Here is a 25,739-nt window from a genome sequence, read left to right as displayed (position 1 = left end):
TTTTAATTTAATTTTTCTTCTAATCGCTCTGCTAAATGTTTTATATCATTGGATCTTACTAATTTTTCAATCCATTTTTCGGGAATATTCTCAATTCCATAATAAATCCCTGCCAATCCTCCGGCAATTGCTCCTGTCGTATCTGTATCTTCTCCTAAATTAACGGCTTTTAAAACCGTTTCTTCATAAGTCCCGGAATTCAAAAAACACCAAAAACTTGCTTGCAGACTATCCAATACATATCCTGAAGAATGAATATTAATTTCCGAGTATGTGGAAATGTCATTTTTTAAAATCCTGTCAAACAACTGAATTTCAAATTCATTATACTTTTTGTCTTCCAGAAATTTTGATAAAATACGCTGCATCTCTCTGTAAGCTTCAATTTTTTCTCTGCCTTTTAGAATTTCCAAACAATAAACGACATAAATAAAACAGGAAAAAACAGATCTAAAATGTGCATGTGTAATAGATGAAACTTGTTTAACTTTTTGATAAATTACCTCGATATCTTTTTCTTTTTGAAGATAAAAAACCAAGGGCAAAATACGCATTAATGAACCATTTCCGTTATCCTTTTCTTCAAAACCGCCACATAAATCCGGTTGATGCCCCTTTGCAATATTAAGAATTGCGCTTCTGGTTGCAATACCAATATCAAAAACTTCTCCATGCGGCGTCCATAAATCTGCACTATACCATCTAACAAAGTTTTTGGCAATATCATTTAAATCAAAACCGCTGCATAAACTTTCAGCTAAACAAAAAACAAGAGAACTATCATCGCTCCAGGTTCCTTCTGGCTGATGATGTGTACCAAAACCAAACATGTCAGAAACAGGATTTCCTTTCAAATAAGTTCTTGATTGAAAATCTACCGGAACACCTAAAGCATCACCAATTGCTAAACCAAATAAACCTGCTTTTATACTATTTTTCATCACTATTTATTTCTTCCTTTTTCATCTGGATAAAACGTTTGTACTGCATCACTCTGCCAAAATTTCTTTGTTTTTACATCAATGCAGGTTAATTTTCCATAAAAACCTGCTCCGGTATCAATATTCCACACATTACAGCCTTGCATTGGCACTTCAACATTATAATGAAGCGTTGGTGTATGACCAATATAAATTTCATTATAAAGTAATAATCTTTTCGGATACGAAAGTGAATCTTTTTTGATTCTCTTGTCCATTGTCAAAGCCATTTCCCAAAGTGTTCTGTCCCAAGAATAGTTTGTTTTGTAATGTTCTTTTTCTGGTCCGTGCATGGATGAAAAACCAGCGTGAATAAACAAATTATTATTTTCATCTACAAAGTAATCTTTCATAGTATTGAAAAAATGGCGATGTTTTTCTTTTTCCGAAGACTCAATATCAGTATAACTTTCTATCGTCGATTTTCCTCCATGCAGAAACCAAATATCATTTATGATATCTTTTTCTAACCATTCCTGACACCAGGCATCATGATTTCCTTTTATAAAAACACATTCTTGCTTTTGGGATAAATCAATAAGAAAATCAATTAATTGTTTTGATTCGCTCCAGCCATCGACATAATCCCCCAGAAAAATAAATCTGTCATTTTGGGAATAATCAATTCTTTCTAATAACTGAATTAATGCTTTTAATCCGCCGTGAATATCTCCAAAAACTAAAGTCTTTTTCATGATTTAAATTCGATATACTTTGCCGGAACTTCATCTGTCAACCAAACGTTATTTTCAGACAAATAAAATTTGAATCCGTCTCTGTGCATTTCGCCGCTTCTAACGGTTAAAATTTGTGGAACTCCGCGCCTGCTTCCTACTTTTATTGCCGTTTCTTTGTCTTTGGAAAGATGTACATGTTGACGGCTCATTTTTTTCAAACCTTCTTTCTGAATACTTTCCATAAACTTTGCAACGGTTCCGTGATATAAATATTCTGAAGGTTCGGTTTCTGCTAAATTCAATTCAACCGAAATGGAATGTCCTTGATTTGCACGGATTTTGGTTTTATCTTCGTTATAAGCAAAGCGCTTTTTATCGTTATTTTCTACAACGTAATCTAAAAGTTCAGCAGTCATCTGATTTTGACTTCCTTTTTTATTGCATTTTATAATTAATTCTTCTACATCTGCCCAGCCATTTTCATCTAGTTTTAATCCGATTTTTTCCGGTGAATGTCTAAGTACTAAACTTAGAAATTTACTTACTGTTTTTGCTATATTTTCATTCATTATTATTATTTTTTTCTAGAAGTCATATACAACGACTTCAACATCATTACTCGAAAGAGTTTTGAGAATAATTGGTTCAATCAATTCCCATTTTCCTCCAGCTAATCCACAACCAATTCTTGGCATGTGAATACTTCCATTATTCTCTTTTGCAAAAAATGAGATACTTTCTAATCCATTTTCAATAGCATTATATCGAATTGGAGCGTCTCCGTTTTCATCTTTATTGATTTTATGCTGACCAATTAAATTCGCTACCCATAAATCTTCTTCTACCTGAACAAATTGGACTTTTCCTAATTCAAATTCATCTTTAGATTTAAACCATTCACGGTATTTGTTTTCTGGTTCTTTCCATCTTTTTGAAATTGCCATTACAAATCCTTTTCCCCATCCCCCTATGTCATTGCAAACATGTACAATTATTTTGTTTCCTAATGTTTCTGGCGATGTTGCATCTCCTTTTATATATTGAATATCTTTCATTTTATATCTATTTTAATCAAACGTTCCTACGGAACGTAAATACAATTGGGCAATATATTATTCTACCGATGAAATGTTCCTATGGAACATCTTTGATATTCCATGATCTCCCTTTATTTCAATTCATCCCTAACTTCCATCAAAGCAAAACCTAAAAGATTCAATCCCTGCCATTTTTCAGGATTTGAAGCATTTGTATGATCACTTGCCATTCCAATTCCCCAAATTGGATCAACCGGACTTGCTTCAACTAAAACCCGATCTTTTGTATTTAGTAAAAAAGTTTTTAAATCTCGATTCTGACTGAACTTATGATAATTTCCCTGCTTTACAATCTCGTATCGGTTTTCTAACCAAAGTTTGTCGTCATAATTTCTAACTTCTCTGCCTAACTTTTTGGCTTCGGCCGGAGAATCTGCTTCTAGAATTTTTTCTAAGATTTCTTCATCCTGAAACAATTCTGCTTTTTTTGCCATCATCCAGTGTTCAGCCGTTTTATAGGTTACTTTTTCAACTTTAAAAGAACTTAACCACCATTGACTGAAACAGGTTTTGGTAATTTTTCCGTCTTTATTAGCCTGATGTCCCCAGAAAAATAAAAACTTACTTTCTGGAGCTATGGTATCTATATTGTATTTCATTTTTTTTTGTTTCAGGTTTCAAGTTTCACGTTCTCAAACTTGAAACTAATTAAACACATCTTCAAACTGCTTAAAGTTTGATTTCTTTTCAGAATTGTCAAATATGGCAAAAACTATTTTTTTAAAAGCTCCTGCATATTTTTCTGCAATAATTTCTTTGAACAAACGTGCCACATCTTTGGGTTCATTTCTAAAAACACCGCAACCCCAAGCTCCTAAAATAATTGTGTCGATTTTTTGTTTTAAAGCAATTGCCAATACTTTATCCATTCTGTTTTTTAAAACTTCTTCTATTTCGGCAATTTCTTCTTTCCTGTTATGCTGCAGCATTGCGCCTTTGTTTGGTGCTACTGCTGTAATTACGTCCGCAATTAATGGTTTCTCAAAATAATCTCCATTATCATCATTCCAAAACAAAACATTCGGGCTATAAATCATATAATCGGAATATAAAAACGAAGATTGATTTCTGTTAAAATCATACATCGTTTTGTTTTTGATTTGCGTTTCATAAAGGTTTGAAGACCTTGCCAGGCTTTCTTCCTGAGCAGAAGCTCCTCCTAAAAATCCTCCGCCCGGATTTTTTGCTGAAGCGAAATTCAAAACACAGATTTTACCATTTTTCTCCTGAGCAAGTGCTTCAATTGTAGAACAATTTTTGGCAACAATTTCTGTTTCAAACTTATTTTCAATTGGAGTTTTCAAGATTGTTTCCCAATCGTTTGGTGCAATTGTAAACGTATTTTTTATAGATTCTTCGAGTTCTTTTTCTATAACAATCTTTTTTCCTTTGTATTCATAAAAACCATTCTTTACGATTTCTAAGGTTTTATTTGCTATTTCTACTCGGTAATTTTTATTCATAATTCTAATTTTATAACCTCCACTTTTTCATTGTCAAAATCTTTGAAAGAATTTGTAGTGAAGATTTTATCAAAGCAATCCAGAACTTCAAAACCTTTATTGAAAATTCCGTGGCTTACGGCTAAGTATAATTTTCCGGCATTTTTCTTTTTTAATTCTTCGGCAAGTCCAACAAAAGTTCCGCCACCGTCGCAAATGTCATCTACAATTAAGCAGTCAATTCCGTTTAAATCGTCTTCATAAACTTTAAAACCAGATAATTTTCCTGTTTTCACATCTCGACTTTTGCTGCATTCTACCACATGAATTCCGCCTAAAAATTCAGAAACTTTGTAGATTTTCTTTAAAGCACCGCCATCCGGAGAAATTAATTTTACGTTTTCACCTATAACTTTTAAAATTTGCTGAATAAAAGTATGGTTCGGAATTACGGTACAATTGTTTACTAAAGCCGCAGTAACTTCAGAATGCGCATCAAAAACAAAAACTTTATTTAACTGAAGTCCGTTTATAATATCAGCATACACTTTTACAGATAAAGGTTCGCCGGGAATCATAACACGATCTTGTCTTGCAGCAGGGAAATACGGAATAAACAAATCGATGATTTTAACCTCCATTCTGCGTAAAGCATCAACTGTAATACACAACAAACCTAAATCGTTGAAAGAGTTTAATCTGTGTGTGATTGTTATTTTTTGATTGCTATCAAAATCGGGATTAATTTTTATATGTGGTTCTCCTCCAGAAAATGTAAAACTTTGAAATTTGATTTCTTCCTGATTTTGGAAAGGAGCGAATTTTGGGTCGAGATTTAGTATCATGGTTTTTAGTTTGCGTTAATTATACGCAAATGTAGAATTAAATTTTAAATAAACAATTTATTTTGTGTAAAAATTACGCAAACTTTATTTCGAAGTGAAAGCCTTTTTCAGTTAACTCATTATATTTCTGCTTATTAAACTTAAAAAGTTTAGCAGGACGACCTGTTTTTATTGGTGAAAATTTTTCTGTTTCCTCTAAAATATCAAAGCTTAAGATTTTTTTTCTGAAGTTTCGTCGGTCAATTTCTTTTTCTAAAATGGTGCAGTAAAGATTTTCAAGATCTGAAAACAGGAATTCTTCGGGAAGTAAATCAAAACCAATTGGTTCGTAAGTAAGTTTAGATTTTAATCTTGAAATTGCTTTTTCGAGTATTAAATTATGATCAAAAGCCAAAGCCGGAATTTCATCAATTTTACACCATTGTACTCTTTCCGCATCGGTACTGGCTTTGATATCTAAGTTTGAAGCATCGACTAAAGCATAATAAGCAACTGAAATTACACGGTTTCTGGAATCTCTGTAAATATCGTCTCCAAAAGTGTATAATTGTTCCATAAAAGTCAGCTGTACGTTTGTTTCTTCGTGCAATTCCCGAATAACAGCATCGCTCAAAGATTCAGAATTTTGAACCAAACCGCCTGGTAAGGCCCAATATTTTTCTGAAGTTCCAAATTGCTGTTCAATCAATAACACATATAAATCATTGTTTTTGTATCCAAAAACAATCGCATCGACAGCAATTCTAATATTTTGTAAATTTTCCATAATCCTAAATCATATCAAACAAATATAACGAATGAGAGCCAATTTTATAATCTAATGCACAAGCATAAATTATAAAATTGACTCTCAATATTTTTATCTTACTATTTTTCTTTAACCTTTTCTAATTCACCGTAATACTTTTCTTTGGACTGCTTGTACATTCTGAACTTCCTTCTTTTGTAGTAACATCTGCCTTTACCTCAAATGTGCCGGCAGCCGCATAAGTATGTGAAACATTCATTCCTTCACCAGAAGTTCCATCTCCAAAAGTCCATTTAACAGAACTTACTGTTTTTGTTCCGGCATATTCAATCGAATAATTAATTTTCTTCGAATTAGCTCCATCAACAGAATGTTTTAATTGAATTAAAATCGATTCTCCAAAACAATCTACTATTTCCTCGTCATCATGCTTACTGCAAGAAAAACTCAAAAAAGCTATAATAACAACTGCAAAAATTCTTTTAATCTTTTTCATAAGTTATTGATTTTAGGTTTGTTAAATCAAATTTATGATTTTAAAAGGGAAGCTCAAACAAAAAAAAGAAGAATTTTCATATATTTTATAACCGTTTCGGTTTTTAAAGAAAGCTTTTTTGGACAATATATTAATTCACCTGTACTTTTTTCTTTTCGATTACATTACAATTCTCTTGATCTTTTCTAACTGTAATATCCGCTTGAACTTCATAATTTCCTGCTGTTTCATAAGTATGCGTTACTCTTAAACCTTCAACAGTTGGTTTACCATCACCAAATGTCCATTTTATAGAATTTAAGGATCCTGATCCTTCATATTTAACTGAATACGTAATTTTCTTAGCATTGAGCGGATCTAAAGAATATTGTATCTCAACCTTAGAGGATTGTCCCCAACAATTTGTTATAGAATCTACTTGTTCTTCAGTGCAGGAATCACTAATAAAAATTACTGTTAGTAGTAATAAAATTTTCGCTGCTATTTTCAAAGGTTTAAGGGATTTTTGTTCGTTAAAGATATTTTCAGAATTAGTTACAATCTGTTGCCGTAAAACAATTTTAACTCTTTTGATATAATTTCAAAAAACGAATTCAAATTATTGTTTTTTGGTGTCAGCAGATATACAAATTCTTCCGGAACGTGGAAACTGTTCCAAACTAACTGCAATTTATTTTGTTTGATGTAATCTCTTGCATTACAATTCCAGGTAACAGCTACTCCTTCGTTTTTAGATAAAAGCCTAAGCATTTCAGATTCTGAAGGAATAATATAATTAGGAACCATCGACGGTCTCTTTTTATTAAAAGCATGTAGCCAAAACATTTTTATATGCGGAATTCTCGCATCATGACTGTACCATTTTTGTGCATTCAGCCATTGTTCTATTTCCGTAAAATTATCGGCTTTTAATCTTTGGCGGAATTCGGTTATATCTAAACTTGTTGGAGCAACCATTATCAGTTTAATTTTTCCAACAATTTCATAAGTCGTATCAAACGTATCAAACCTTTTTGTAGTAATGGCAAAATCAAGTTTTTTCGAATTAACTAATTCAAAAAGTTCGTCGTTTTCTGCAAAAGTAAAATCGATTAAATCAAACTTAGCAATTAAAAGATTACCAATACAATCGAAAAGATTTTTTGAAACCCCAACAGAAATTAATCGGTTGGCGTCTTCTGCTTTTGCCCTGAAACCTGTTTCAACACTTTCGAGTCTGTCGAGTGCGTCTATAATCAAATTATTCAGTAACTTAGCGTATTCGGTTGGCTCAACACCTTTTGATTTCCGATTAAACAATTTATTCCCCACATGAGCCTCGAGCATAGAAATCTGCTGACTTACTGCAGGCTGGCTCATAAATAATTCTTTTGCGGCAACTGAAAAATTGCCGTTTTTGTAAACTGCTTTAAAAGTTCTGTACCATTCTAGATTTACCATGATATAAATTTATTTATAGCAAACATAGTTTATTTTATTTTTACTAATATCACTTTCAACGTAAATTTGTTAAAAATTTTAAACGTATGAAAAAAATAGCATTACTCGCAATAATTGCATTTACCGCTGCAGGTGTTTCTGCTGTCGCACAAAAATCAAATAAAAAAGGGATGAAAAAAGTATTATTTGTTGTTACCAGCAACGATAAGCTGGGCAATACAGGAGAAAAGACAGGATTCTGGTCTGAAGAATTTGCTGCTCCTTATTATGAATTATTAGATAAGGGAATTGAAATTACAATTGCTTCTCCGCTTGGAGGGCAACCGCCAATTGATCCAAAAAGTGCAGATCCTTCATCGGCAACTGAAGACACAAAACGTTTTGACGCTGATAAAGCTTTACAGGAAAAATTAAAAAACACTTTAAAGCTATCAACTGTTAATCAAAAAGATTACGACGCGGTTTTTTATCCTGGTGGACACGGCCCGCTTTGGGATTTAGTTCAAGATAAAAGTTCTATTGCTTTAATCGAAGCTTTTTATACCAATAAAAAACCTGTCGCTTTTGTATGTCACGCTCCGGCAGTTTTAAAAAATGTAAAAGTAAAAGGTGAATATCTAGTAAAAGGCAAAAAAGTTACCGGATTTACAAATGACGAAGAAGAAGTCGTTGGATTAACTAAAGTTGTTCCATTTTTATTAGAAGATGCTTTAGCATCAAACGGAGCAATTTTTTCTAAAGGTGCAAACTGGCAGCCCTATGCTGTTGAAGACGGTCTTTTAATTACAGGCCAAAACCCGGCATCGTCTAAATTAGTGGCTGGAAAATTATTAGATCAATTAAAATAAATATAAGGTACTAAGATTCTAAGTTGCTATCCCGATATCTTCGGGACTAAGACTTTAGCAACTTGGTTATTAGTTAATAATGACATAGATGCGAAGCTTCTAAAATACTACGTTTAAAAAAAACTTAGCCGCTTAGAACCTTAGCATCTTAGAAACTCAAAAAAAATCATGCTAAACTTTGAATTATACAATCCGACAAATTTAATTTTCGGAAAAGGACAAATTGAAAAACTTTCGACTTTAGTTCCAAAAGATGCAAAAATCCTTTTGGCTTACGGCGGTGGAAGTATTTTTAAAAATGGTGTTTACGATCAGGTAATCGCAAACTTAAAAGGTTTTGAAATCGTAGAATTTGGAGGAATTGAGCCAAATCCGCATTTTGAAACTTTAATGAAAGCTGTTGAAGTTATCAAAGCAGAGAAAATTAATTTTATTCTTGCCGTGGGCGGAGGATCTGTAATTGATGGCGTGAAATTTATTTCGGCAGCCGTTAATTTCCAAGGAAATCCGATTGATATTTTACAAAAACGAATTCTGATTAAAGAAAACGCTGTACCATTTGGAACTGTTTTAACGCTTCCTGCAACGGGAAGTGAAATGAATTCAGGATCTGTGGTTACAATCGAAGCTACACAGGAAAAACTGGCTTTTGGCGGAAGCGCTTTATTTCCAAAATTTTCTATCTGCGATCCTACTGTAATTGAATCTTTACCAAAAAGACAAATCCAAAATGGTGTTGTAGATGCTTTCACACACGTAATGGAGCAATATTTAACGTATCCGCACGAAGGTTTTCTTCAAGACAGAATCGCCGAAGGAATTTTACAGACTTTAATTGAAGTTGGTCCAAAAGTGGTTGAAAATCCAAATGATTATGCTTTGGCTTCCAACTTTATGTGGAGCTGTACAATGGCTTTAAACGGATTAATTCAAAAAGGTGTTCCAAGTGATTGGGCAACGCATATGATTGGTCACGAATTAACAGCTCTTTACGGAATTGATCATGCAAGAACTTTGGCAATTATTGGCCCAAGTTTATATAATGTAATGTTTGAAACTAAAAAAGGAAAATTAGCGCAATACGGAAGACGTATTTTTAATCTTTCAGGTTCTGATGATGAAGTGGCAAAAGAAGCAATCAATAAAACAGTTGAGTTTTTCCATACAATGGGAATGGACACGAAACTTTCTCAATATACAGATGATTATACTAAAACTGCAGATTTTATAGTAAATCGTTTCGACGAAAGAGGCTGGAAAGGTTTAGGTGAAAATCAATTGGTAACTTTAGATAAAGTAAAATCTATTGTTGAACTTTCGTATTAGTCACAGTATTCAGTGCCAGTTTACAGTTTCAGCATATCACTGAAAACTGTGACCGTAAACTGTAAAACTAAAAAAGGCGTTCTTAACAAGTTTAGGAACGCCTTTTCAAAATACTAAAACAAAACTAACTAACTCAATTCTTGATAAATTCATTAAATTCTAATTTACAATTAGTTACAACGTACGTTTTTATTCTTTATTGTATACTTGTTAAAAATATTTTTTATTTTACCCAAACATGCTGAAAACCATTGAAATTAAAGACATTCATCAAATTTCTTAAATCAGATTTTGTATTATTACTACATTATTAAGTACTTTTGTTTTAAATTATTAAAATAATGAGCGGAAAATTAAAATTTGCAGTAATTGGAGGAGGAAGCTGGGCAACGGCAATTACAAAGATGTTATGCGTGAATCTTTCAGAAATTGCCTGGTATATGCGTAATGAATCTGCAATCGAACATATCCAAAAATACAAACACAATCCAAATTATTTAAGTTCTGTTGAGTTTGACACCAGCAAACTTAAATTAACAAGCAATATAAACGAGGCAATTCAATTTGCTGATTATATCATTTTTGCGATTCCATCTGCTTTCTTGGATGCCGAATTAAAAAACATGACAGTTTCCTTAGCTGATAAAATCATTTTTTCGGCCATTAAAGGGATTGTTCCTGAAACAAGTTTAATTGTTGGTGAACACTTTCACATTCAATACGATATTCCATATTATAATATTGGCGTTATTACTGGCCCTTGCCACGCTGAGGAAGTTGCTCTTGAAAGACTTTCATACTTAACAATTGCCTGCGGAGATCCCGAAAAAGCCCGTACGGTTGCAAAATCGCTTTCAGGAAATTATATTAAAGCTAAAATTTCTGATGATATTATTGGTACCGAATATGCTGCAATGCTTAAAAACATTTATGCCATCGCTGCCGGAATTGCTCACGGATTAGGTTATGGAGATAATTTCCAATCGGTTATGATGAGTAACGGAATTCGTGAAATGAAAAAATTCATCCGTAAAGTACATAAAATGAAACGTAACATTAATGATTCTGCTTATTTAGGAGATTTATTGGTTACAGGATATTCGGTTTTCTCCAGAAACAGAATGTTCGGAAACATGATTGGAAAAGGATATACTGTAAAAAGTGCCATGATGGAAATGAGCATGGTTGCCGAAGGTTATTACGCAACAAAAAGTGCTTATAAACTAAATCAGGGTTACGGAGCAAAAACACCTATTATCGACGCTGTTTATGCCGTTTTATATGATGGAAAGGATGCGAAGTCAGTATTTAAGAAATTGACGGAGTCTTTAGATTAAGTTTTAGAAAATAGAGGCAAGAAGCAAGAAAAAAGATTTTTCATTAAACATAAAAAAAGAGTCAAGACTTATTTAATTTCGTCTTGATTCTTTTTTATTTCAATTAAAACCTAAATCTTTTTATTCGCCCTTCTTTCAGTCAAATAAGGTTTTAAAGAAAAAAAGATCAATGATAATCCAATTATAAAAAACGGAAGAGGAATCATTAAAAAAGGAGTAATCGAAAAAGCAAAAGGGTCTAAACCTGCAACTTTAGATTCACCATTTAAATATTTAATTTGTAAAGTGTCATTAATTTTTAAATTAACAATTTTATCATTATCGAGAGTTCTAAATTTAGAATTTAATTCGTTCCCTTTCCATTTAAACTTATAACTAATAACCGTTGGATGATCATTATTTATAGTGATGTTTAAATTTTGCTTTATGTTAATTACTGTTCCTATAATATTAACTCCTTTTACTTCAATTTCATTGTATTTGTTACTTTCATAAGGTTCGCTTATTAAAAGCGGAATCATCATAATACAAAAAAAGAAGAACGTTGACAATATAACAATTAATAAACCTATAAGTAGTCTTGGGTGTTTTTTAAGCATATTTAAATTATTGAAACGTGAGGCTAATATAAAAAAAGTCCGTCTCTAAAATTTAGAAACGGACTTTTTTTATTGAAACTGTTACTAAAAACTGTAACTTAAACTTACTTCACCATTATCCCTTCAACAAACAAAATAGGCACTTCTTCCGTATTATTTTCGTTAATTAAATTAGATTTGAATATGAATTTCTTATCATACAAAGTATTGCCGATAAAGAACGTTACCATAAATTCATTATTTAAAACCAAAAGACTTTTTTCTATCATTTCAATCTTAACTACAGAAACTGCCGGAACTTCAACAAAAGCGTGACGTAAAACAGATGTTTTTTTCATTTCCCCATCAATAGTTCCAAAAGCTTTTGAAACTACCATAACGCTGTCTAAATTAAAGTCGCTGTCGTTTACAAGATAAGCGTACCATACTTTTTCCATAAAATCATCGCTCCATTCCTGCACCGCAGCAAGAAACACATTTTCAACTTCTGGAATTGTTATATCTTTTTTCATTTTTATTAAAAGCTTTAAAACCTTTGTTAAAGTCTAAACTTCAACAAAGGTTTATTATATTATGATAATAAATTAGACATTCGAATTAATCTAAAATCTACAGTCTAAAATCTAAAATTGCAACTTATATATTTGCTTTAAACTGCTCTAAGAAACGAACATCGTTTTCATAGAACATACGGATATCGCCAATTTGGTATAAAAGCATTGCAATACGCTCTACTCCCATTCCAAAAGCAAAACCGTTGAACTCGTCTGGATTAATATCACAGTTTTTCAAAACGTTTGGATCAACCATTCCGCATCCTCCAATTTCTAACCAGCCTGTACCTTTTGTGATACGGTAATCTGTTTCGGTTTTTAGCCCCCAATAAATATCAATTTCAGCACTTGGTTCTGTAAATGGGAAATACGACGGACGTAAACGAATTTTAGATTTTCCAAACATTTCTTTAGTAAAATAAAGTAATGTTTGCTTCAAATCGGCGAAAGAAACATCTTTATCAATATACAATCCTTCTACCTGATGGAAAATACAGTGTGAACGCGATGAAATAGCTTCATTACGGAAAACACGTCCCGGTGAAATAGTACGAATTGGCGGTTTATGATTTTCCATATAACGCACCTGAACAGATGATGTATGCGTACGCAGCAACACGTCAGGATTGGTCTGAATGAAAAAGGTATCCTGCATATCTCTTGCCGGATGATATTCCGGAAGGTTTAATGCAGTAAAGTTATGCCAGTCGTCTTCAATTTCCGGGCCTTCAGAAACGTTAAATCCAATATTGGCAAAAATATCTATAATCTGATTTTTTACGATAGAAATAGGATGACGGGAACCAATAATTACCGGTTCTGCAGCACGTGTTAAATCGCCAAAAATTCCTTTTGTTTCTTCTTTGCTTTCAAGTTCTTCCTGAATAACTCTTACTTTTTCTTCAGCAACAGCTTTTAACGTATTTATTACTTGTCCAAAGTCTTTTTTCTGGTCGTTTGGAATATTTTTAAATTCAGTAAAAAGTTCTTTCAATAAACCTTTACTTCCTAAATATTTAATACGGAATTGTTCTAACGATTCTTTATTTTTCTCATTAAAGGCTTTAGCTTCCTCTATATGTTGTTTGATCTTATCTATCATTTTCCTTCGATAATTGAGAGTACAAATTTAGTGTTTTTAGTTTAAAGTATACAGTCGCAGTCGCAGTTTTCGGTTTTCAGTTCAATCGACTGAAAACTGAGACTGCGACTGCAAACTAAAAATTACTCTATTAGTTTTCTTTCTAAAAAATAATTTACAATTGCTTCTTTCATTAAAACAGATTGTTCTCCGGCTTTTAATGCAGGCAATTGTTCTTTTACTTTGTAATGCGGCCAGCCTTCGGCATCAAAAAAATCAAATTCATAAAATCCATAAGGCTCAAGCAATCTACAGATTGCAATATGCATTAAGTTTAATTTTTCATCTTTTTTGAATTCACGGTGCACTTTTCCGAGTTCCTGAACTCCAATTAGGTAAATTATGGCATCTAAATCTAAATCTTCGCCTTGCGAAAATTGATTTGAAAGTATATCGACGAGCTTTTCCCAGCGCTCTTTTAGTTGTGTATCTCTAGACATTTTTATTTATGATTTTAGATTTTAGATTGCTGATTTAAAATCTAAAATCTGCAATCTGAAGTCTTAAATTAGAGCTGCAAAGATACACAGTTCAAATTTCAATCATACCAAAAATAAAAAATATAGAATTTTAAAATAAATATTACAGGAAGTCTGCTTTTTTATTGATATTCAATAACCGTTTTTGAAATTACAAAGTTATTTTGCTTTGCAATCTTTTTTATTTCTATTGGAAAGTCATCAGCATTATATGTTATTTCAAAATTATAATAAACAGGAGTTTCAGCAGTAACAGGATAATAATACTCTCTTGATGTAACATTATTATTAGATATTCCGTCAAAGCCTTCTGTCTCAAAAACAAGTCGATAATATTTATTCATAAATTTCATCGGATTGTTTTTATTATCATAAAAATATTTGCTTTTAGAAATTGTTTCAGGACCAAATAAAGAGGATCTCTCTGTAATTTCCGTCACATTTTTATTTTGATCAAAAGTATATACTGATTGTTCTTGAACTACAAAATTTTCACCCGTTAAGTAACCTGATTTTTGTAAAGCAAGAATTCCATCTTTATACCAATACTCAGTTCTCTCATCTTGATTTGCTCCTGATAAAGTATATTTTAAAAGATCTCCATCATAATTAAATGTTGTAGAACCATTTGCAATATCATTTTTAAAATAATTTACCTTACTGATTTTATCTCCGTTATATACAAATTCAGATCTGTTTTTACCAGAAGTAACACTTTTTAAAACATTATTTTCGTATGAAAAATTTAATGTTTGGGTTTCAGAATCGTTCGAAAAATAAATGGTTTCAGTTATTTTTTTTATCAGAATTGATTTTGGATCAACTGTATTATCTTTGTCCCCATTGTCGTTTGAACAAGATGTAAATAATATAACAGCTAAAATTTTGATTAACAGGTTTTTTCTCATTGTGGTATTTTTTACAAAAATAGAAATATAATCCATTTCATAACCTTACCATGAGTTTTTTTGATATTATCGTTGCCGCGCTTTTAATTTATAGTCTTTATAAAGGAATTAAAAACGGTCTTTTTGTAGAAGTTGCTTCTTTTATTTCACTGTTATTGGGAATTTATCTTGCGATTAAATTTTCTTCTTTAATAGCTGGCATGATTTCAAAACATGTTTCGTGGAATCCCACTAATATTCAAATTACGGCTTTTATACTAACTTTTATTCTGGTAGTAATTGGTGTTTATTTCCTTGCTAAAATATTAACCGGAATTGCTGATTTTGCAATGCTGGGCTGGATGAATAAGTTAGGCGGAGGATTTTTCAGAATCTTAAAAACAATCCTGATTTTAAGTATTTTTATTGCTCTGTTTGAGAAAATCAATTTCAATAATACTTTTGCCAAAAAAGAAACTTTAGATAAATCTATTTTCTATAATCCGGTGAAAAAAGTGGCTGCTTTTGTTTATCCTTCTATTGAAAAATGGTACGAAACTTTTAAAGAAAAACAGGCTGAAAAATCTGAAGAAGAAAAAAATACTTCTAAAGAAGAGTAATATTCTTTGTAAAAATAAACCCGACAGGTTTTTAAAACTTGTCGGGTTTACTCGTTTAAATGGGGCTTCGACTTCGCTCAGCCTGACATTCGTTTTCACAATAATATCTAGAATTTTACCTCTATACTTTCTCCTTTTTTCAGGATAATATCTTGTTTTTTATCTCCAAAAATTAAAGTTGTTTTTCCTCCTTTTTTCGAAGAAATAATAACTTTATTTAGATTTTTATTACTCCAAGTAATTTCTAATTCAAATCCGCCTCTTGCGCAGATTCCTTTTACGGAACCTTCTGACCAGGCATCTGGTAAAGCCGGAAGCAATCTAATTTCGTTTTCATTAGATTGTACTAACATTTCGGCAACAGCTGCGGCACCTCCAAAATTTCCATCAATTTGAAATGGCGGATGCGCATCGAATAAATTCGGATAAGTTCCTCCGCCTCTTCTTGGTTTGTCTGTTTTCTTTCCGTCCGGATCAACGTAACGCAATAATTCACGGAACATTTTATAAGCGCGGTTTCCGTCCCAAAGTCTTGCCCAAAGATTAATTCTCCAGCCTTTTGACCAGCCCGTTGTTTCATCGCCTTTTATTTCGAGTGTTTTTCTCGAAGCTTCGGCTAAATCTGGAGTTTTTAAAGGCGTAATATGATCTCCCGGAAAAAGTCCGAACAGCTGTGATTGATGACGATGTTTCGGATCATTATCTTCCCAGTCAAAATACCATTCCTGAAGGTTTCCTTTTTTACCAATTTGATACGGATACATTTTTGAAAGTGCTGTTTCTATTTTTTTTCTGAATTCAGCATCAACATTAAGAACTTTTGAAGCTTTAATGGTTTTATCAAAACATTCACGAATCATAGCTAAATCGGCAGTTCCTCCATATAATGTAGCACCGACAAAACCATCCGCTAGTTTATATTGATTTTCTGGTGAAGTTGATGGCGATGTAATTAAATTTCCATTTTTATCTGTTACCATCCAGCCCAAACAAAATTCGGCTGCACCTTTCATCAACGGATAACCTTCTTTCCTTAAATAAGCTTCATCCTGAGTAAAAATATAATGTTCCCAAATATGTGTACTCAGCCATGCGCCTGCTATTGGCCAGCAAGCCCACATTGGTTCTTCTTTACCGAAGTTTCCAACGGGGTTTGTCATTGCCCAAATATCAGAATTGTGCGCCGCCGCCCAGCCTTCGTTAACTCCATAAAAGGTCTTTGCTGTCACTTTTCCGGTTACCGAAAGATTTTTTATAAAACTCAAAAGCGGCAAATGCATTTCTGAAAGATTCGTGTTTTCTGCCAGCCAGTAATTTTCTTCGAGATTAATATTCATCGTATAATTACTGCTCCAAGGCGGATTCAAATACGGATTCCAAATTCCCTGCAAATTCGCCGGAACGCCCAATGTTCTTGAAGAACTGATTAACAAATAGCGTCCGTAATTAAAATAGAGAATCTCCAGGTTTTTATCTTCTTTCCCGTCAGCGTAGCGTAATAAACGTTCGTCTGTTGGTAAATCTGGTGCTGTGGTTTTGCCTAAATCTAACGTTACACGATTGTAGAATTTTTGATAATCGGCAATATGAGATTCTTTTAATTTATCGAAAGGTTTTGCAAACGCCTTGTTCAAATTTTGCAATGCAATGTTTACATCATCAGGACCTTCAGTTGCTGGATTTTTGTCAAAACCATTAAAGCTTGTGGCAACAGAAACATAAATAATCGCTTCCGTCGCATCTTTTAAAGTTAGTGTTTCTCTCGAACTTGTAATTTGTCCGTCCGTTTTTTTGATTTGGACTAAAGTCGTGAATTTTGTTCCTCTATCTTTTATTTCCAGATATTTTGGTGAAACAGTATATCCGGGATTTTCATGAATGGGGGCAGAACCGGTCATTACCAAAATATTATTTCTTACCTCTACATTTGACTGTAAAAGGCTTTTTAAATTGATATCAAAGTTTAAAGCTCCTTTTTGATCGGATGTTAATTTGATTGCCATAATTTGATCCGGAGCTGAGACAAAATATTCACGTGTATATTTTATTCCGGCCATTTCGTAGCTTACTTTCGAAATGGCATTCGAAATATCCAGTTCTCTATGATAATTTACCGCTTTTCCTTTTTCAGCATTGTTGATTTCTAATGTTCCTAAAGGTGCATAAGATTCTGAGTTTTTTCCCTGAACTTTTTTATTTAATTCTTCGGCTAGTTTGTAATTTTCATTTTTTAACGCTTCGCGAATTGCCGGAATGTTTTTATAAGCTTCCGGATTCATTTTAGCATTCACAGGTTCTCCCGACCAAAGCGTCGCATCATTCAAATAAATTTTATCTGAATTTGCACCTCCAAAAACCGTTGCACCCATTTTACCGTTTCCTAAAACTAAGCTTTCTTCAAAGAAATCTGCCGGTTTATCGTACCATAAAACATGTTTCGATTGTGCCGAAATGTTTGTGTAGTAAGATGTAAAAAGTAAAAGGAGAAATGTTTTTATGATTTTTGGATTCATAGGCTTATTGTTTTTGATCATGCTTTTACATTTGGTATTTCTGCAATCTTGTCATTCCTAGGAACGAGGAATCTTCGCAAGTAACTCGACAAAGATTGAGGATTTACTTTACGGAGTTTCTTGCGAAGATTCCTCGTTCCTCGGAATGACAAAACTATCGTGTTAGTCTTGCCCTACCAAGTAATTATTTACTCACTTTGTAAACTTCATTCGCCGTAATCATTTCCCAATTATCAGTTCTAAATGGCGATGCCGGAAATTTTTCTTTATTGAAAAGATTAATTTCGGTATCGTCATCTGCCCAGCCGTAATGAACCGCAACGGGATTTTGAACCTGATCGCTGGAAACAATTATTTTGTTGTCTTTTATTATCGCTTTCGCGGAATGAAAAACTTTGTCTGCACCTGCAATTTCGAATCCTTTTAGGTTTTCTGAATTATCTGAAGCCGTTAATCCCGAACCAATATTATCGAAAGTCAAAATAATTTGATTTCCTTTTATTTCTTGCGATTTATAAGTTGGTCCGCTGTAAACTTGTTTTTTGCCATAAATATTATTTAAAGCAACTGCCGCCAAACGCAATCCAATATCTTGTTTGTTTGTTGGATGAATATCTTTTGCATTTCCAATATCCGTCGTAACAGCCATTCCTGTATTTGGCAGTTTTAAAGTTTCAGACTGTGCTTCGCGAAGTTCTGCCCAGCGGCTTCCTGTTTTACTATTTCCATTAAACTCATTGAAAGTTGATAATTGAACAAAATAAAAAGGAAAATCACCTTGTTTAAATTTTGTTCGCCAATCAGTAATCATTAACGGAAATGCTTTTTTATACTGATTCGCTCTCCAAACATTGGCTTCGCCCTGATACCATAAAACGCCTTCAATAGCATACGGAACCAGTGGATTAACCATAGCATTGTATAACAACGACGGATAACTGTTTGGTGATAATGCTGTTTTTACAGTAATAACTTTGAATTTCCATTTTCCGTCAAGCGGAATATTTTTAGTTCCGAGAGCTAATTTTAAATCTGCAGATTCGCCGTAGATTCCACCGCCGCCGCCATTATCTACAATTCTAACCGAAATTACATTTTTTCCTTCTTTCAAAACATTTGACGGAATTTCATAAATACGTTTGAAATCGTATTGTGAGTTTTTACCAACTTCAATTCCGTTTACATACGTAATGTCTTCGTCGTCAATTTTTGAAAGATAAAGTGTTGCTTTGTTTTTAATATCTTCTGCAGAAAGTGTAATCGTTTTTCGCATCCAAACAACGCCGTCTAAATCACCTAAAGGCTGATTTTCCCATAAACTCGGCGTATTCAGTTCACCCCAAGATGAATCGTTGAATTCTGAATCCTTAAAAGTATTTTCATTATCTGTACTTACCGGAGTTCCCTGAATTTTTTCGACTCTTTCTTTCATGTTTTTGGCGTACAATTTCGAGATCGAATCTACATTTAGCGAAGGAACTTCAGCAATCATAGATTTGAAATCGTCGCTTTTTTGAAATGCTTCACGACTTGTCCAGGTTTCAACATTGGTTCCGCCCCAGGAAGTATTAATAATTCCAATTGGGATTTTTAATTCAGCATATAATTTTCTGGCGAAATAATATCCAACTGCTGTAAAATTACCAACCGTTTCTTTATTTGCTGCTTCCCATTTTCCGGCTTTTAAATCGTCTTTTGGTTTTCCGCTTAAATCTTGTGCAACTCCAAAATGACGAATCATTGGATAATCAGAATTTGCAATTTCTTTTTCAGAATTCATCGTTTTAAAAACCTGAAATTCCATATTCGATTGTCCGCTGCAAATCCAAACTTCACCAACCAAAACATTTTTGATCGTGATTTTATTTTTTCCAATAATGATTAATTCAAAAGGTCCGCCGGCTTTTTCAGAATTCAGATTTAAAGTCCATTTTCCGTTTTTATCGGCAGTTGTTTTTTGTATTTGTTTGTTAAAATGAACCTCTATTTTTTCATTTGCATCGGCAAAACCCCAAATCGGAATTTTTTTGTCACGCTGCAATACCATTCCGTCAGAAAACAACAAAGGCATTTTGACATTTGCATTAGCTAAAACATTTATTATCAGAAAAATAAATAAGATACTTTTTTTCATTCTTTCTAAATTTAAATTGTTTAAACCATATAAGTGATATAAGATAATTTAAGTTCAGTATCGACAAAAAACTTAATTTTACTTATATCACTTATATGGTTTATAAAAACTTTTTTACTGTAATCCTTCTTTCAAAGCGGTTAAGGCCTGAGTATCGAAAACGGTATTATTGGTTCTGTTAAAAATTCCAAAACCATTATTTCCTATGCTTCCTTCGTCCCAATAAAAAGGTAATAATCCATTTGCTTTTGCTGTTTTTACAACTGTTTTTAAATAATACGCTCTCGAAGCTAAATGTAAAGTTAAGGCATCTCCGGTTAAAGTCGTTCTGCGAATTGCTCCAAATTCTCCTAACAAAACCGGAATTCCTTTATCGACAAACTGGGTTTTCATTAATTTGAAATTTTTCTCTAAATCGGCTTCTTCTCCATAAGTTGCATTTCGTTCCGTATCTGTTGTTGAGTGATAATTTGCTCCCCAATAATAGAACATTTTTCCCCAGGTTTCATCTTTAGTTAATCCACCAAAATTCCACGGAGCATAATAATGAACCTCAACCATCATTCTGCTTGTCGAAGAATCTGTTGGCAAAGTAGTCATTAATTTGTTTGTTTTTTCGATATCTGTTGTTGGACCCTGAACTACTAAAGTACGATAGGCATTTTTTCCTCCCGTAGAACGAACTGCATTGATAAAAGTTTGATGATACGATGTTAAAACTGCCATTTGTACGGCATCTTCAACTGCTGGTTCGTTGGCACTTGCAAAAAGTAAATGTTCATCAAATCCGCGTAAATGTGTTGCGATTTGTTCCCAAAAAGCTTTTTGTTTGGCATTGTTTTCTACTTTTTTGGCTTCGGTAATATTATTTTCCAGCCAGCCGCCGTCCCAGTGAATATTCACTACAACGTACATATCATTGTCTACACAATACTGTACCACTTCTTTTACTCTGTCCAGCCATTCGGTTTTGATTTTCGCAGTTGAAGCATTTTCCAAATATTGATTCCACGAACAAGGAATTCTTATCGCATTAAATCCGTTTGCTTTTACAGCATCAATCAACGCTTTCGTAACTTTTGGATTTCCCCAAGCAGTTTCTCCTCCGGTTGCTTCTAAAGTATTACCGATATTCCAGCCCAATTTTATTTTTGCTGCTAATTGTACAGCGGTGCTTGACATTCCGGATTGATCTGCCGTAATTGGGTTTGTATTGTAACTTGGATATAAACTCGTAACAACCGTTGCGCCTGCCTGTGTAACTGCAATTTGTACAGATGGAGTTTCACCTGAGTTAATTGTAATTGTTGCCGTTCTTGCTTCGGTACTTGTATTTTCCAGAGCTGTTATTTTAACGGTAATAGTTCCCGAAGTTCCTCCCGCCTGACTTAACTGAAGCCAGCTTGAATTTGGGTTACTAATTGTCCACGCCGTAACATTTGTATTTATTTTTACGCTGGCTTCACTGCCTTTGCTTACAAAATCAATTTTATTGGTATCGATTGTAAGTGTTTTTGCCGCTGCTTTTTCTTCTTCTTTATCAGAACTGCAAGCCCAAATACTTAAAAATGAAAAGCATAAAAGCGTACTTAAAAAATAAGTTTTAATTGTGTTTTTCATCTTATTTCATTGTTACAGGAATTTCTTTTTTAATATCTCTTGAAGAATTCCCCACTTTTAAAGTGTATTTTCCTGGCTCAACTGTCCACTTTTTCGCAGCAACATCATAATAAGCTAATTCTTTTACAGGAACTTTAATAGTAACGGTTTGTGATTCTCCAGCTTTTACCAATACTTTTGCAAATCCTTTTAATTCCTGAGCTGCACGGGTAATTTTAGAACCTGATTTTGAAGCGTATAATTGAACGACTTCTTTTCCATCCACTTTTCCTGTGTTTTTTACTTCAACAGAAACTGAGATTGTTTCATTTTGAGCATAATCAGTTTTATCTGCTTTAGCATTTTCAAAACCAAATGTTGTATATGATAATCCGTAACCAAAAGGATATAAAGGCGCAATATTTTTAGTATCAAACCAACGGTATCCTATTAAAATTCCTTCGGCATAATTTACTGTTTTTCCTCCGGGGAAACTGTTTGTGGCGTGCGCAGGAGAATCCATAATCGCTTTAGGCATTGTCCAAGGTAATTTTCCAGATGGATTTACTTTTCCTAATAATACATCTGCTAAAGCATTTCCTCCTTCAGAACCGTTAAACCAAGACCAAACTACAGCTTGAGATTTTTTGCTGATATTTTCAATTTCAAAAGGTGCTCCGGCAACAAAAACTACAATTGTTTTTGGGTTTACAGCCAATACTTTCTGAATTAATTCTTCTTGTCCAAAAGGCAAATGCAAATCTCTACGGTCTGAAGCTTCTGTTTCGTAATCACGGTTTGAACCTGCAAAAATGATGGCAACATCAGAATTTTTAGCTGCTTCAACCGCTTCCTGAACTTTTGCCGGATCTAACTGATCGATCGTTACAGGGCCATTTGAAGTTATGTTTCCTAAATTTCCTTTATTTTTTTCGTCGTAACGCTCTAAATAACCTTCGGCATAATTGATTTTTATGGATGATGGAAGTCTGTTTTTTAAACCTTCAAGCGGTGTAATTTCTCTTTTTGTTTTCACTCCGGCACCAAATCCGCCAAGAGCGTTTTTCTTTGTGGCGTTGTTTCCAATTACGGCGATTGATTTAATTCCGTCTAGTTTTAAAGGTAATGCGTTGTTATCATTTTTTAATAGAACTACCGCTTCTGCAGCAATTTTGTAGGCATCTTGATAATGTGCTTCGGTTGCGATGCTTCCTTTTGCACGTTCGCCGCCGCCCATTGCTTTAACTTGGAATAAAACTCGTAAAATACGTTTTACATGAAGATCAATTTCTTTCTCAGAAACTTCTCCAGATTTAACCGCAGCAATTAATTTATCGGCTAAGAAAAATTCATTGAACGGTTTTGGTGTTCCCATTTCAATATCTAAACCATTTTTCAATGATTTTGCTGTAGAATGCACCGCAGCCCAGTCTGAAACCACAATTCCTTTAAATCCCCATTCATCACGAAGGATTTTATTGAGCATATAATCGTTCTCACATAAATATTCTCCTCTAAATTTATTGTAAGCGCCCATTATACTGTAGGCTTTGGCTTCTTTTACAGAAGCTTCAAAAGCAGGAAGATAAATTTCGCGAAGTGTACGCTCGTCAATTTGTACATCGACATAATCGCGATTGGTTTCCTGATTGTTTGCCGCAAAATGTTTTACACACGCCATTACATCTTTTTCCTGTAAACCTACAATTAAAGGCACGGCGATTTTTTTATTCAAAAACGGGTCTTCAGACATGTATTCGTAAGTTCTTCCTCCAAGCGGCGTTCTTACCATATTGATTGCCGGAGAAAGTAACATGTCTTTATCTCTCGCACGTAATTCTTCTCCTAAACTAGTTCCGAAAGTATGCGCCATTTCTGCATTCCATGTTGCTGCCAGAGCGCCGCCTGCCGGATAATAAGTTGCAAAATCGTTTGTCCATCCCGCCGGAGCCCAATTGTCACGAGAAATTTCTTCACGAACACCAAGCGGTCCGTCGGCCATTTTTAATTCCGGAATTCCTAAACGTTTTACACCTGTATTAGCGAACATACTATTACCGTGCAGCATTCCAATTTTTTCCTCAAGTGTCATTTGAGAAATTAATTTATCTATTTCGGCATCATGTTCTGTACCGATTTCTTTTCCTAAATATTCTTTCTGAGCTGATTCAGCATCTGAATTTTGTACTTCATTTTTGCACGAAACAAACAGCATCACTGCCAATGCTGCTGAGAAGTATATAAATTTGTTTTTCATTGATTGTGGTTTTTTAGTTTTTAGATTTTATAGTTAGTTTACTGTTTTACAAATCTAAACATATAAACATCATTTTCATTAATTGAAATATCTCTATTGAAGGTTCCTTTTGAATCTATTTTTATTTTTTCTGTAGAAAGCAGACAATCGTTATTTTTATCTTTAAGCAATTTTACCTGTTCTTTACTTAACTGTTTTGGACTTTTCATTCCCAGATAATCGGCATAAACATCGTGTGTTTTATAACCTACTTTATAGATTTCCAGATTATATTTTCCTTTTACCAGATTGTCTAATTCGATTTTTACAATTCCTTTTGGTTTTGATGGTAAATCCTGTAAATAATAGGTTTGATTTAAAACTTTATCGCCCGGATGTGTATTGGTAAAATCCCAGAATAAAAGCTGTACATCACCTTTTTCATTTTTAGTTATCCACGAATTTTTATCTGTGTTTTGAAGTTCTGTTTCTCCTAATTTGTTCATCAAATAATACGAGAAATAGGCTGGCTTTTTAATTCCCTGCGTATTCAATAATCCGAAACCGCCGTGAAAAGGTGTAAATCTTGGCCCGGCTTCTTCAAAAATATCGGTAAAAACCCAATACGACATGGAGTTTGCTGCATTACCAACTTGTTTTATTTTCTGCAAAATATACGCTGCGGAATGATAACTGTCGTGAATTGGATCTGCCGGAGTATATGAAGTGCTCCATTCTGTATAATGCAATTCCAGATTTGGTTTTGCCGAAGCTGCAATTTGTTTTCTTGAATTTAAAATATCTCCGCTTACGCTGAATTCATCCTGACTTAAAATTGTTCCCGAAGTTCCGAATTCATCCAAATATCCGTGTTTTACGCCATAAGTATGTGTTGAAATAAAATCGATTGGAACGTTATTCTTCGCACAAAAATCAATTGTTTCATGAACCCACGCCGCTCCCGCAGTAGCGGGACCGCCAACTTTGTATTCTTTATTTACATTTTTTACTGCACGCGCCGCATATTCATATAATTTGAAATAGTCGGCTTGTGTTCCTGTCCAGAAACCCGGTGATAAATTCGGTTCGTTCCAAACTTCAAAATACCATGTTTTTACTTCTTCTGCTCCGTAACGTTCTGTAAAATGCTGGGTCAAATTTTGAATTAAATCTTCCCATTTTTTATAATCTTTTGGAGGCGTTACATTTCCTTTCCACCAAAAAATGGTTTCTTTTCCGCTTGCTAAAGCATTTGGCATAAAACCTAATTCTACAAAAGGTTTCATTTTTAAGCTTACAATATAATCGAACAAAACATCGACATATTGAAAATTGTATTCGGGATTTCCTTTTTCATCTTCTCGATAAACGGCCATGTCATCGGTCAATAAACCGTGCATTCGGATGTATTTAAAATCGCATTCTTTTTTAACCAATGCTAATTGCTGCTGCCAGTCGGCACGTAAACCTTCGTTTGCTCTTCCGGCGCCGATGCATTCTTTAAACATGGTGTTTAATTTTCCTGCTTCTTTATTGTAGTCGACTTTTATGATTCGGTTTTCAGTATTGTTATTTTGTCCAATAATTTGGATTGAATGAATTAAAACCAGTAGTATAAAAATTCTTTTCATATCTGTTCGGAATTACGTTGTGTTAGACGCTGCTGTGCGTCTCTACGAATTTCGTTGCGTGTAATCGTTGTGTTGATAATGTTGAGTAAACCCGACAGGTTTAATCCCGA

General features: G+C 33.5%; 25 protein-coding genes. 4 read left to right on the top strand and 21 right to left on the bottom strand.

Going from position 1 to position 25,739, the window contains the following annotated elements; all coding sequences use genetic code 11:
* Nucleotides 1-2: 2 nt before the first annotated feature.
* From J2Y38_RS15160 to J2Y38_RS15110, 11 genes are all read right to left on the bottom strand, one after another.
* A complete protein-coding gene (locus J2Y38_RS15160; protein ID WP_309844066.1) occupies nucleotides 3-941 on the bottom strand; it encodes an ADP-ribosylglycohydrolase family protein in 939 nt (312 codons plus the stop codon).
* A gap of 2 nt (nucleotides 942-943) precedes the next feature.
* Nucleotides 944-1,675 carry a metallophosphoesterase family protein gene (locus J2Y38_RS15155; protein ID WP_309844064.1) on the bottom strand — a complete coding sequence of 244 codons (732 nt, stop codon included), beginning with the start codon at nucleotides 1,673-1,675 and terminating at the stop codon, nucleotides 944-946.
* Nucleotides 1,672-2,226 carry an RNA 2'-phosphotransferase gene (locus tag J2Y38_RS15150; protein ID WP_309844062.1) on the bottom strand — a complete coding sequence of 185 codons (555 nt, stop codon included), beginning with the start codon at nucleotides 2,224-2,226 and terminating at the stop codon, nucleotides 1,672-1,674. The genes J2Y38_RS15155 and J2Y38_RS15150 overlap by 4 nt, the downstream gene beginning before the upstream one ends.
* Before the next feature lie 15 nt (nucleotides 2,227-2,241).
* Nucleotides 2,242-2,712, bottom strand: coding sequence for a macro domain-containing protein (locus J2Y38_RS15145; RefSeq protein ID WP_309844061.1), 471 nt, complete (start codon nucleotides 2,710-2,712; stop codon nucleotides 2,242-2,244).
* A 113-nt stretch (nucleotides 2,713-2,825) separates the two neighbouring features.
* Nucleotides 2,826-3,353, bottom strand: coding sequence for an NADAR family protein (locus J2Y38_RS15140; RefSeq protein ID WP_309844059.1), 528 nt, complete (start codon nucleotides 3,351-3,353; stop codon nucleotides 2,826-2,828).
* Nucleotides 3,354-3,398: 45 nt separating this feature from the next.
* Entirely contained in the window at nucleotides 3,399-4,217 is an 819-nt protein-coding gene (locus J2Y38_RS15135) for a TIGR02452 family protein (protein WP_309844057.1), read from the bottom strand.
* Nucleotides 4,214-5,041 (bottom strand): ribose-phosphate diphosphokinase, encoded by an 828-nt coding sequence (gene prs, locus J2Y38_RS15130; protein WP_309844054.1) that lies wholly within the window; start codon nucleotides 5,039-5,041, stop codon nucleotides 4,214-4,216. Before prs ends, J2Y38_RS15135 begins: the two co-directional genes overlap by 4 nt.
* Nucleotides 5,042-5,114: 73 nt before the next feature.
* Nucleotides 5,115-5,807 (bottom strand): NrtR DNA-binding winged helix domain-containing protein, encoded by a 693-nt coding sequence (locus J2Y38_RS15125; RefSeq protein WP_309844051.1) that lies wholly within the window; start codon nucleotides 5,805-5,807, stop codon nucleotides 5,115-5,117.
* 121 nt (nucleotides 5,808-5,928) lie between these two features.
* The gene (locus J2Y38_RS15120) at nucleotides 5,929-6,285 is read right to left on the bottom strand and encodes a PKD domain-containing protein (protein ID WP_309844047.1); all 357 of its coding nucleotides are present in this window, start codon (nucleotides 6,283-6,285) and stop codon (nucleotides 5,929-5,931) included.
* Nucleotides 6,286-6,415: 130 nt separating this feature from the next.
* The gene (locus J2Y38_RS15115) at nucleotides 6,416-6,775 is read right to left on the bottom strand and encodes a PKD domain-containing protein (RefSeq protein WP_309844045.1); all 360 of its coding nucleotides are present in this window, start codon (nucleotides 6,773-6,775) and stop codon (nucleotides 6,416-6,418) included.
* Nucleotides 6,776-6,819: 44 nt separating this feature from the next.
* Complete coding sequence (locus tag J2Y38_RS15110; RefSeq protein ID WP_053473411.1) at nucleotides 6,820-7,725, bottom strand: LysR family transcriptional regulator; 906 nt, start codon at nucleotides 7,723-7,725, stop codon at nucleotides 6,820-6,822.
* A gap of 86 nt (nucleotides 7,726-7,811) precedes the next feature.
* Here J2Y38_RS15110 and J2Y38_RS15105 point away from each other — a divergent pair, with 86 nt between their 5' ends.
* The 3 genes from J2Y38_RS15105 (at nucleotide 7,812) to J2Y38_RS15095 (ending at nucleotide 11,236) form a co-directional block, all read left to right on the top strand.
* The gene (locus tag J2Y38_RS15105; RefSeq protein WP_309844041.1) at nucleotides 7,812-8,573 is read left to right on the top strand and encodes a type 1 glutamine amidotransferase domain-containing protein; all 762 of its coding nucleotides are present in this window, start codon (nucleotides 7,812-7,814) and stop codon (nucleotides 8,571-8,573) included.
* A gap of 168 nt (nucleotides 8,574-8,741) precedes the next feature.
* The gene (locus tag J2Y38_RS15100) at nucleotides 8,742-9,899 is read left to right on the top strand and encodes an iron-containing alcohol dehydrogenase (RefSeq protein ID WP_256636342.1); all 1,158 of its coding nucleotides are present in this window, start codon (nucleotides 8,742-8,744) and stop codon (nucleotides 9,897-9,899) included.
* 341 nt (nucleotides 9,900-10,240) lie between these two features.
* Nucleotides 10,241-11,236 (top strand): NAD(P)H-dependent glycerol-3-phosphate dehydrogenase, encoded by a 996-nt coding sequence (locus J2Y38_RS15095; RefSeq protein WP_309844038.1) that lies wholly within the window; start codon nucleotides 10,241-10,243, stop codon nucleotides 11,234-11,236.
* Between the two features lie 110 nt (nucleotides 11,237-11,346).
* Here J2Y38_RS15095 and J2Y38_RS15090 read toward each other — a convergent pair whose 3' ends face one another.
* The 5 genes from J2Y38_RS15090 to J2Y38_RS15070 all read right to left on the bottom strand — a co-directional run bounded on the left by J2Y38_RS15090 (nucleotide 11,347) and on the right by J2Y38_RS15070 (nucleotide 14,917).
* Nucleotides 11,347-11,835: a hypothetical protein gene (locus tag J2Y38_RS15090; RefSeq protein ID WP_309844036.1), complete on the bottom strand. Its 489-nt coding sequence runs from the start codon at nucleotides 11,833-11,835 to the stop codon at nucleotides 11,347-11,349.
* A 104-nt stretch (nucleotides 11,836-11,939) separates the two neighbouring features.
* The gene (locus J2Y38_RS15085) at nucleotides 11,940-12,347 is read right to left on the bottom strand and encodes a hypothetical protein (protein WP_053473414.1); all 408 of its coding nucleotides are present in this window, start codon (nucleotides 12,345-12,347) and stop codon (nucleotides 11,940-11,942) included.
* Nucleotides 12,348-12,471: 124 nt separating this feature from the next.
* Nucleotides 12,472-13,491: a phenylalanine--tRNA ligase subunit alpha gene (gene pheS, locus J2Y38_RS15080; protein WP_309844034.1), complete on the bottom strand. Its 1,020-nt coding sequence runs from the start codon at nucleotides 13,489-13,491 to the stop codon at nucleotides 12,472-12,474.
* 122 nt (nucleotides 13,492-13,613) lie between these two features.
* The gene (locus J2Y38_RS15075) at nucleotides 13,614-13,970 is read right to left on the bottom strand and encodes a hypothetical protein (protein WP_276171780.1); all 357 of its coding nucleotides are present in this window, start codon (nucleotides 13,968-13,970) and stop codon (nucleotides 13,614-13,616) included.
* Nucleotides 13,971-14,131: 161 nt separating this feature from the next.
* Nucleotides 14,132-14,917 carry a hypothetical protein gene (locus J2Y38_RS15070; protein ID WP_309844030.1) on the bottom strand — a complete coding sequence of 262 codons (786 nt, stop codon included), beginning with the start codon at nucleotides 14,915-14,917 and terminating at the stop codon, nucleotides 14,132-14,134.
* Nucleotides 14,918-14,967: 50 nt separating this feature from the next.
* On the opposite strand from J2Y38_RS15070, the gene J2Y38_RS15065 reads away from it, so the two are divergent.
* Nucleotides 14,968-15,516: a CvpA family protein gene (locus J2Y38_RS15065; protein ID WP_309844028.1), complete on the top strand. Its 549-nt coding sequence runs from the start codon at nucleotides 14,968-14,970 to the stop codon at nucleotides 15,514-15,516.
* 107 nt (nucleotides 15,517-15,623) lie between these two features.
* Here J2Y38_RS15065 and J2Y38_RS15060 read toward each other — a convergent pair whose 3' ends face one another.
* The 5 genes from J2Y38_RS15060 to J2Y38_RS15040 all read right to left on the bottom strand — a co-directional run bounded on the left by J2Y38_RS15060 (nucleotide 15,624) and on the right by J2Y38_RS15040 (nucleotide 25,629).
* Nucleotides 15,624-18,029, bottom strand: a complete 2,406-nt coding sequence (locus J2Y38_RS15060; RefSeq protein WP_309844026.1) for a glycoside hydrolase family 95 protein — start codon at nucleotides 18,027-18,029, stop codon at nucleotides 15,624-15,626.
* A 184-nt stretch (nucleotides 18,030-18,213) separates the two neighbouring features.
* The gene (locus J2Y38_RS15055; RefSeq protein ID WP_309844023.1) at nucleotides 18,214-20,163 is read right to left on the bottom strand and encodes a sialate O-acetylesterase; all 1,950 of its coding nucleotides are present in this window, start codon (nucleotides 20,161-20,163) and stop codon (nucleotides 18,214-18,216) included.
* A 114-nt stretch (nucleotides 20,164-20,277) separates the two neighbouring features.
* Complete coding sequence (locus tag J2Y38_RS15050) at nucleotides 20,278-21,783, bottom strand: cellulase family glycosylhydrolase (protein ID WP_309844021.1); 1,506 nt, start codon at nucleotides 21,781-21,783, stop codon at nucleotides 20,278-20,280.
* A gap of 1 nt (nucleotide 21,784) precedes the next feature.
* Entirely contained in the window at nucleotides 21,785-24,019 is a 2,235-nt protein-coding gene (locus tag J2Y38_RS15045; RefSeq protein ID WP_309844018.1) for a glycoside hydrolase family 3 C-terminal domain-containing protein, read from the bottom strand.
* Nucleotides 24,020-24,057: 38 nt separating this feature from the next.
* The gene (locus J2Y38_RS15040) at nucleotides 24,058-25,629 is read right to left on the bottom strand and encodes a GH39 family glycosyl hydrolase (RefSeq protein ID WP_309844015.1); all 1,572 of its coding nucleotides are present in this window, start codon (nucleotides 25,627-25,629) and stop codon (nucleotides 24,058-24,060) included.
* Between the last annotated feature and the right edge of the window lie 110 nt (nucleotides 25,630-25,739).

Source organism: Flavobacterium sp. 2755, assembly GCF_031455715.1.
Lineage (GTDB): Bacteria > Bacteroidota > Bacteroidia > Flavobacteriales > Flavobacteriaceae > Flavobacterium.
Note: the sequence above shows the minus strand (reverse complement) of the source record. Positions and strands in the feature narration are given on the sequence as shown.

Coding starts and splice junctions, on each gene's coding strand:
- J2Y38_RS15160 (WP_309844066.1), bottom strand. CDS start 941: ATGAAAAATAGTATAAAAGCAGGTTTATTTGGTTTAGCAATTGGTGAT.
- J2Y38_RS15155 (WP_309844064.1), bottom strand. CDS start 1,675: ATGAAAAAGACTTTAGTTTTTGGAGATATTCACGGCGGATTAAAAGCA.
- J2Y38_RS15150 (WP_309844062.1), bottom strand. CDS start 2,226: ATGAATGAAAATATAGCAAAAACAGTAAGTAAATTTCTAAGTTTAGTA.
- J2Y38_RS15145 (WP_309844061.1), bottom strand. CDS start 2,712: ATGAAAGATATTCAATATATAAAAGGAGATGCAACATCGCCAGAAACA.
- J2Y38_RS15140 (WP_309844059.1), bottom strand. CDS start 3,353: ATGAAATACAATATAGATACCATAGCTCCAGAAAGTAAGTTTTTATTT.
- J2Y38_RS15135 (WP_309844057.1), bottom strand. CDS start 4,217: ATGAATAAAAATTACCGAGTAGAAATAGCAAATAAAACCTTAGAAATC.
- prs (WP_309844054.1), bottom strand. CDS start 5,041: ATGATACTAAATCTCGACCCAAAATTCGCTCCTTTCCAAAATCAGGAA.
- J2Y38_RS15125 (WP_309844051.1), bottom strand. CDS start 5,807: ATGGAAAATTTACAAAATATTAGAATTGCTGTCGATGCGATTGTTTTT.
- J2Y38_RS15120 (WP_309844047.1), bottom strand. CDS start 6,285: ATGAAAAAGATTAAAAGAATTTTTGCAGTTGTTATTATAGCTTTTTTG.
- J2Y38_RS15110 (WP_053473411.1), bottom strand. CDS start 7,725: ATGGTAAATCTAGAATGGTACAGAACTTTTAAAGCAGTTTACAAAAAC.
- J2Y38_RS15105 (WP_309844041.1), top strand. CDS start 7,812: ATGAAAAAAATAGCATTACTCGCAATAATTGCATTTACCGCTGCAGGT.
- J2Y38_RS15100 (WP_256636342.1), top strand. CDS start 8,742: ATGCTAAACTTTGAATTATACAATCCGACAAATTTAATTTTCGGAAAA.
- J2Y38_RS15095 (WP_309844038.1), top strand. CDS start 10,241: ATGAGCGGAAAATTAAAATTTGCAGTAATTGGAGGAGGAAGCTGGGCA.
- J2Y38_RS15090 (WP_309844036.1), bottom strand. CDS start 11,835: ATGCTTAAAAAACACCCAAGACTACTTATAGGTTTATTAATTGTTATA.
- J2Y38_RS15085 (WP_053473414.1), bottom strand. CDS start 12,347: ATGAAAAAAGATATAACAATTCCAGAAGTTGAAAATGTGTTTCTTGCT.
- pheS (WP_309844034.1), bottom strand. CDS start 13,491: ATGATAGATAAGATCAAACAACATATAGAGGAAGCTAAAGCCTTTAAT.
- J2Y38_RS15075 (WP_276171780.1), bottom strand. CDS start 13,970: ATGTCTAGAGATACACAACTAAAAGAGCGCTGGGAAAAGCTCGTCGAT.
- J2Y38_RS15070 (WP_309844030.1), bottom strand. CDS start 14,917: ATGAGAAAAAACCTGTTAATCAAAATTTTAGCTGTTATATTATTTACA.
- J2Y38_RS15065 (WP_309844028.1), top strand. CDS start 14,968: ATGAGTTTTTTTGATATTATCGTTGCCGCGCTTTTAATTTATAGTCTT.
- J2Y38_RS15060 (WP_309844026.1), bottom strand. CDS start 18,029: ATGAATCCAAAAATCATAAAAACATTTCTCCTTTTACTTTTTACATCT.
- J2Y38_RS15055 (WP_309844023.1), bottom strand. CDS start 20,163: ATGAAAAAAAGTATCTTATTTATTTTTCTGATAATAAATGTTTTAGCT.
- J2Y38_RS15050 (WP_309844021.1), bottom strand. CDS start 21,783: ATGAAAAACACAATTAAAACTTATTTTTTAAGTACGCTTTTATGCTTT.
- J2Y38_RS15045 (WP_309844018.1), bottom strand. CDS start 24,019: ATGAAAAACAAATTTATATACTTCTCAGCAGCATTGGCAGTGATGCTG.
- J2Y38_RS15040 (WP_309844015.1), bottom strand. CDS start 25,629: ATGAAAAGAATTTTTATACTACTGGTTTTAATTCATTCAATCCAAATT.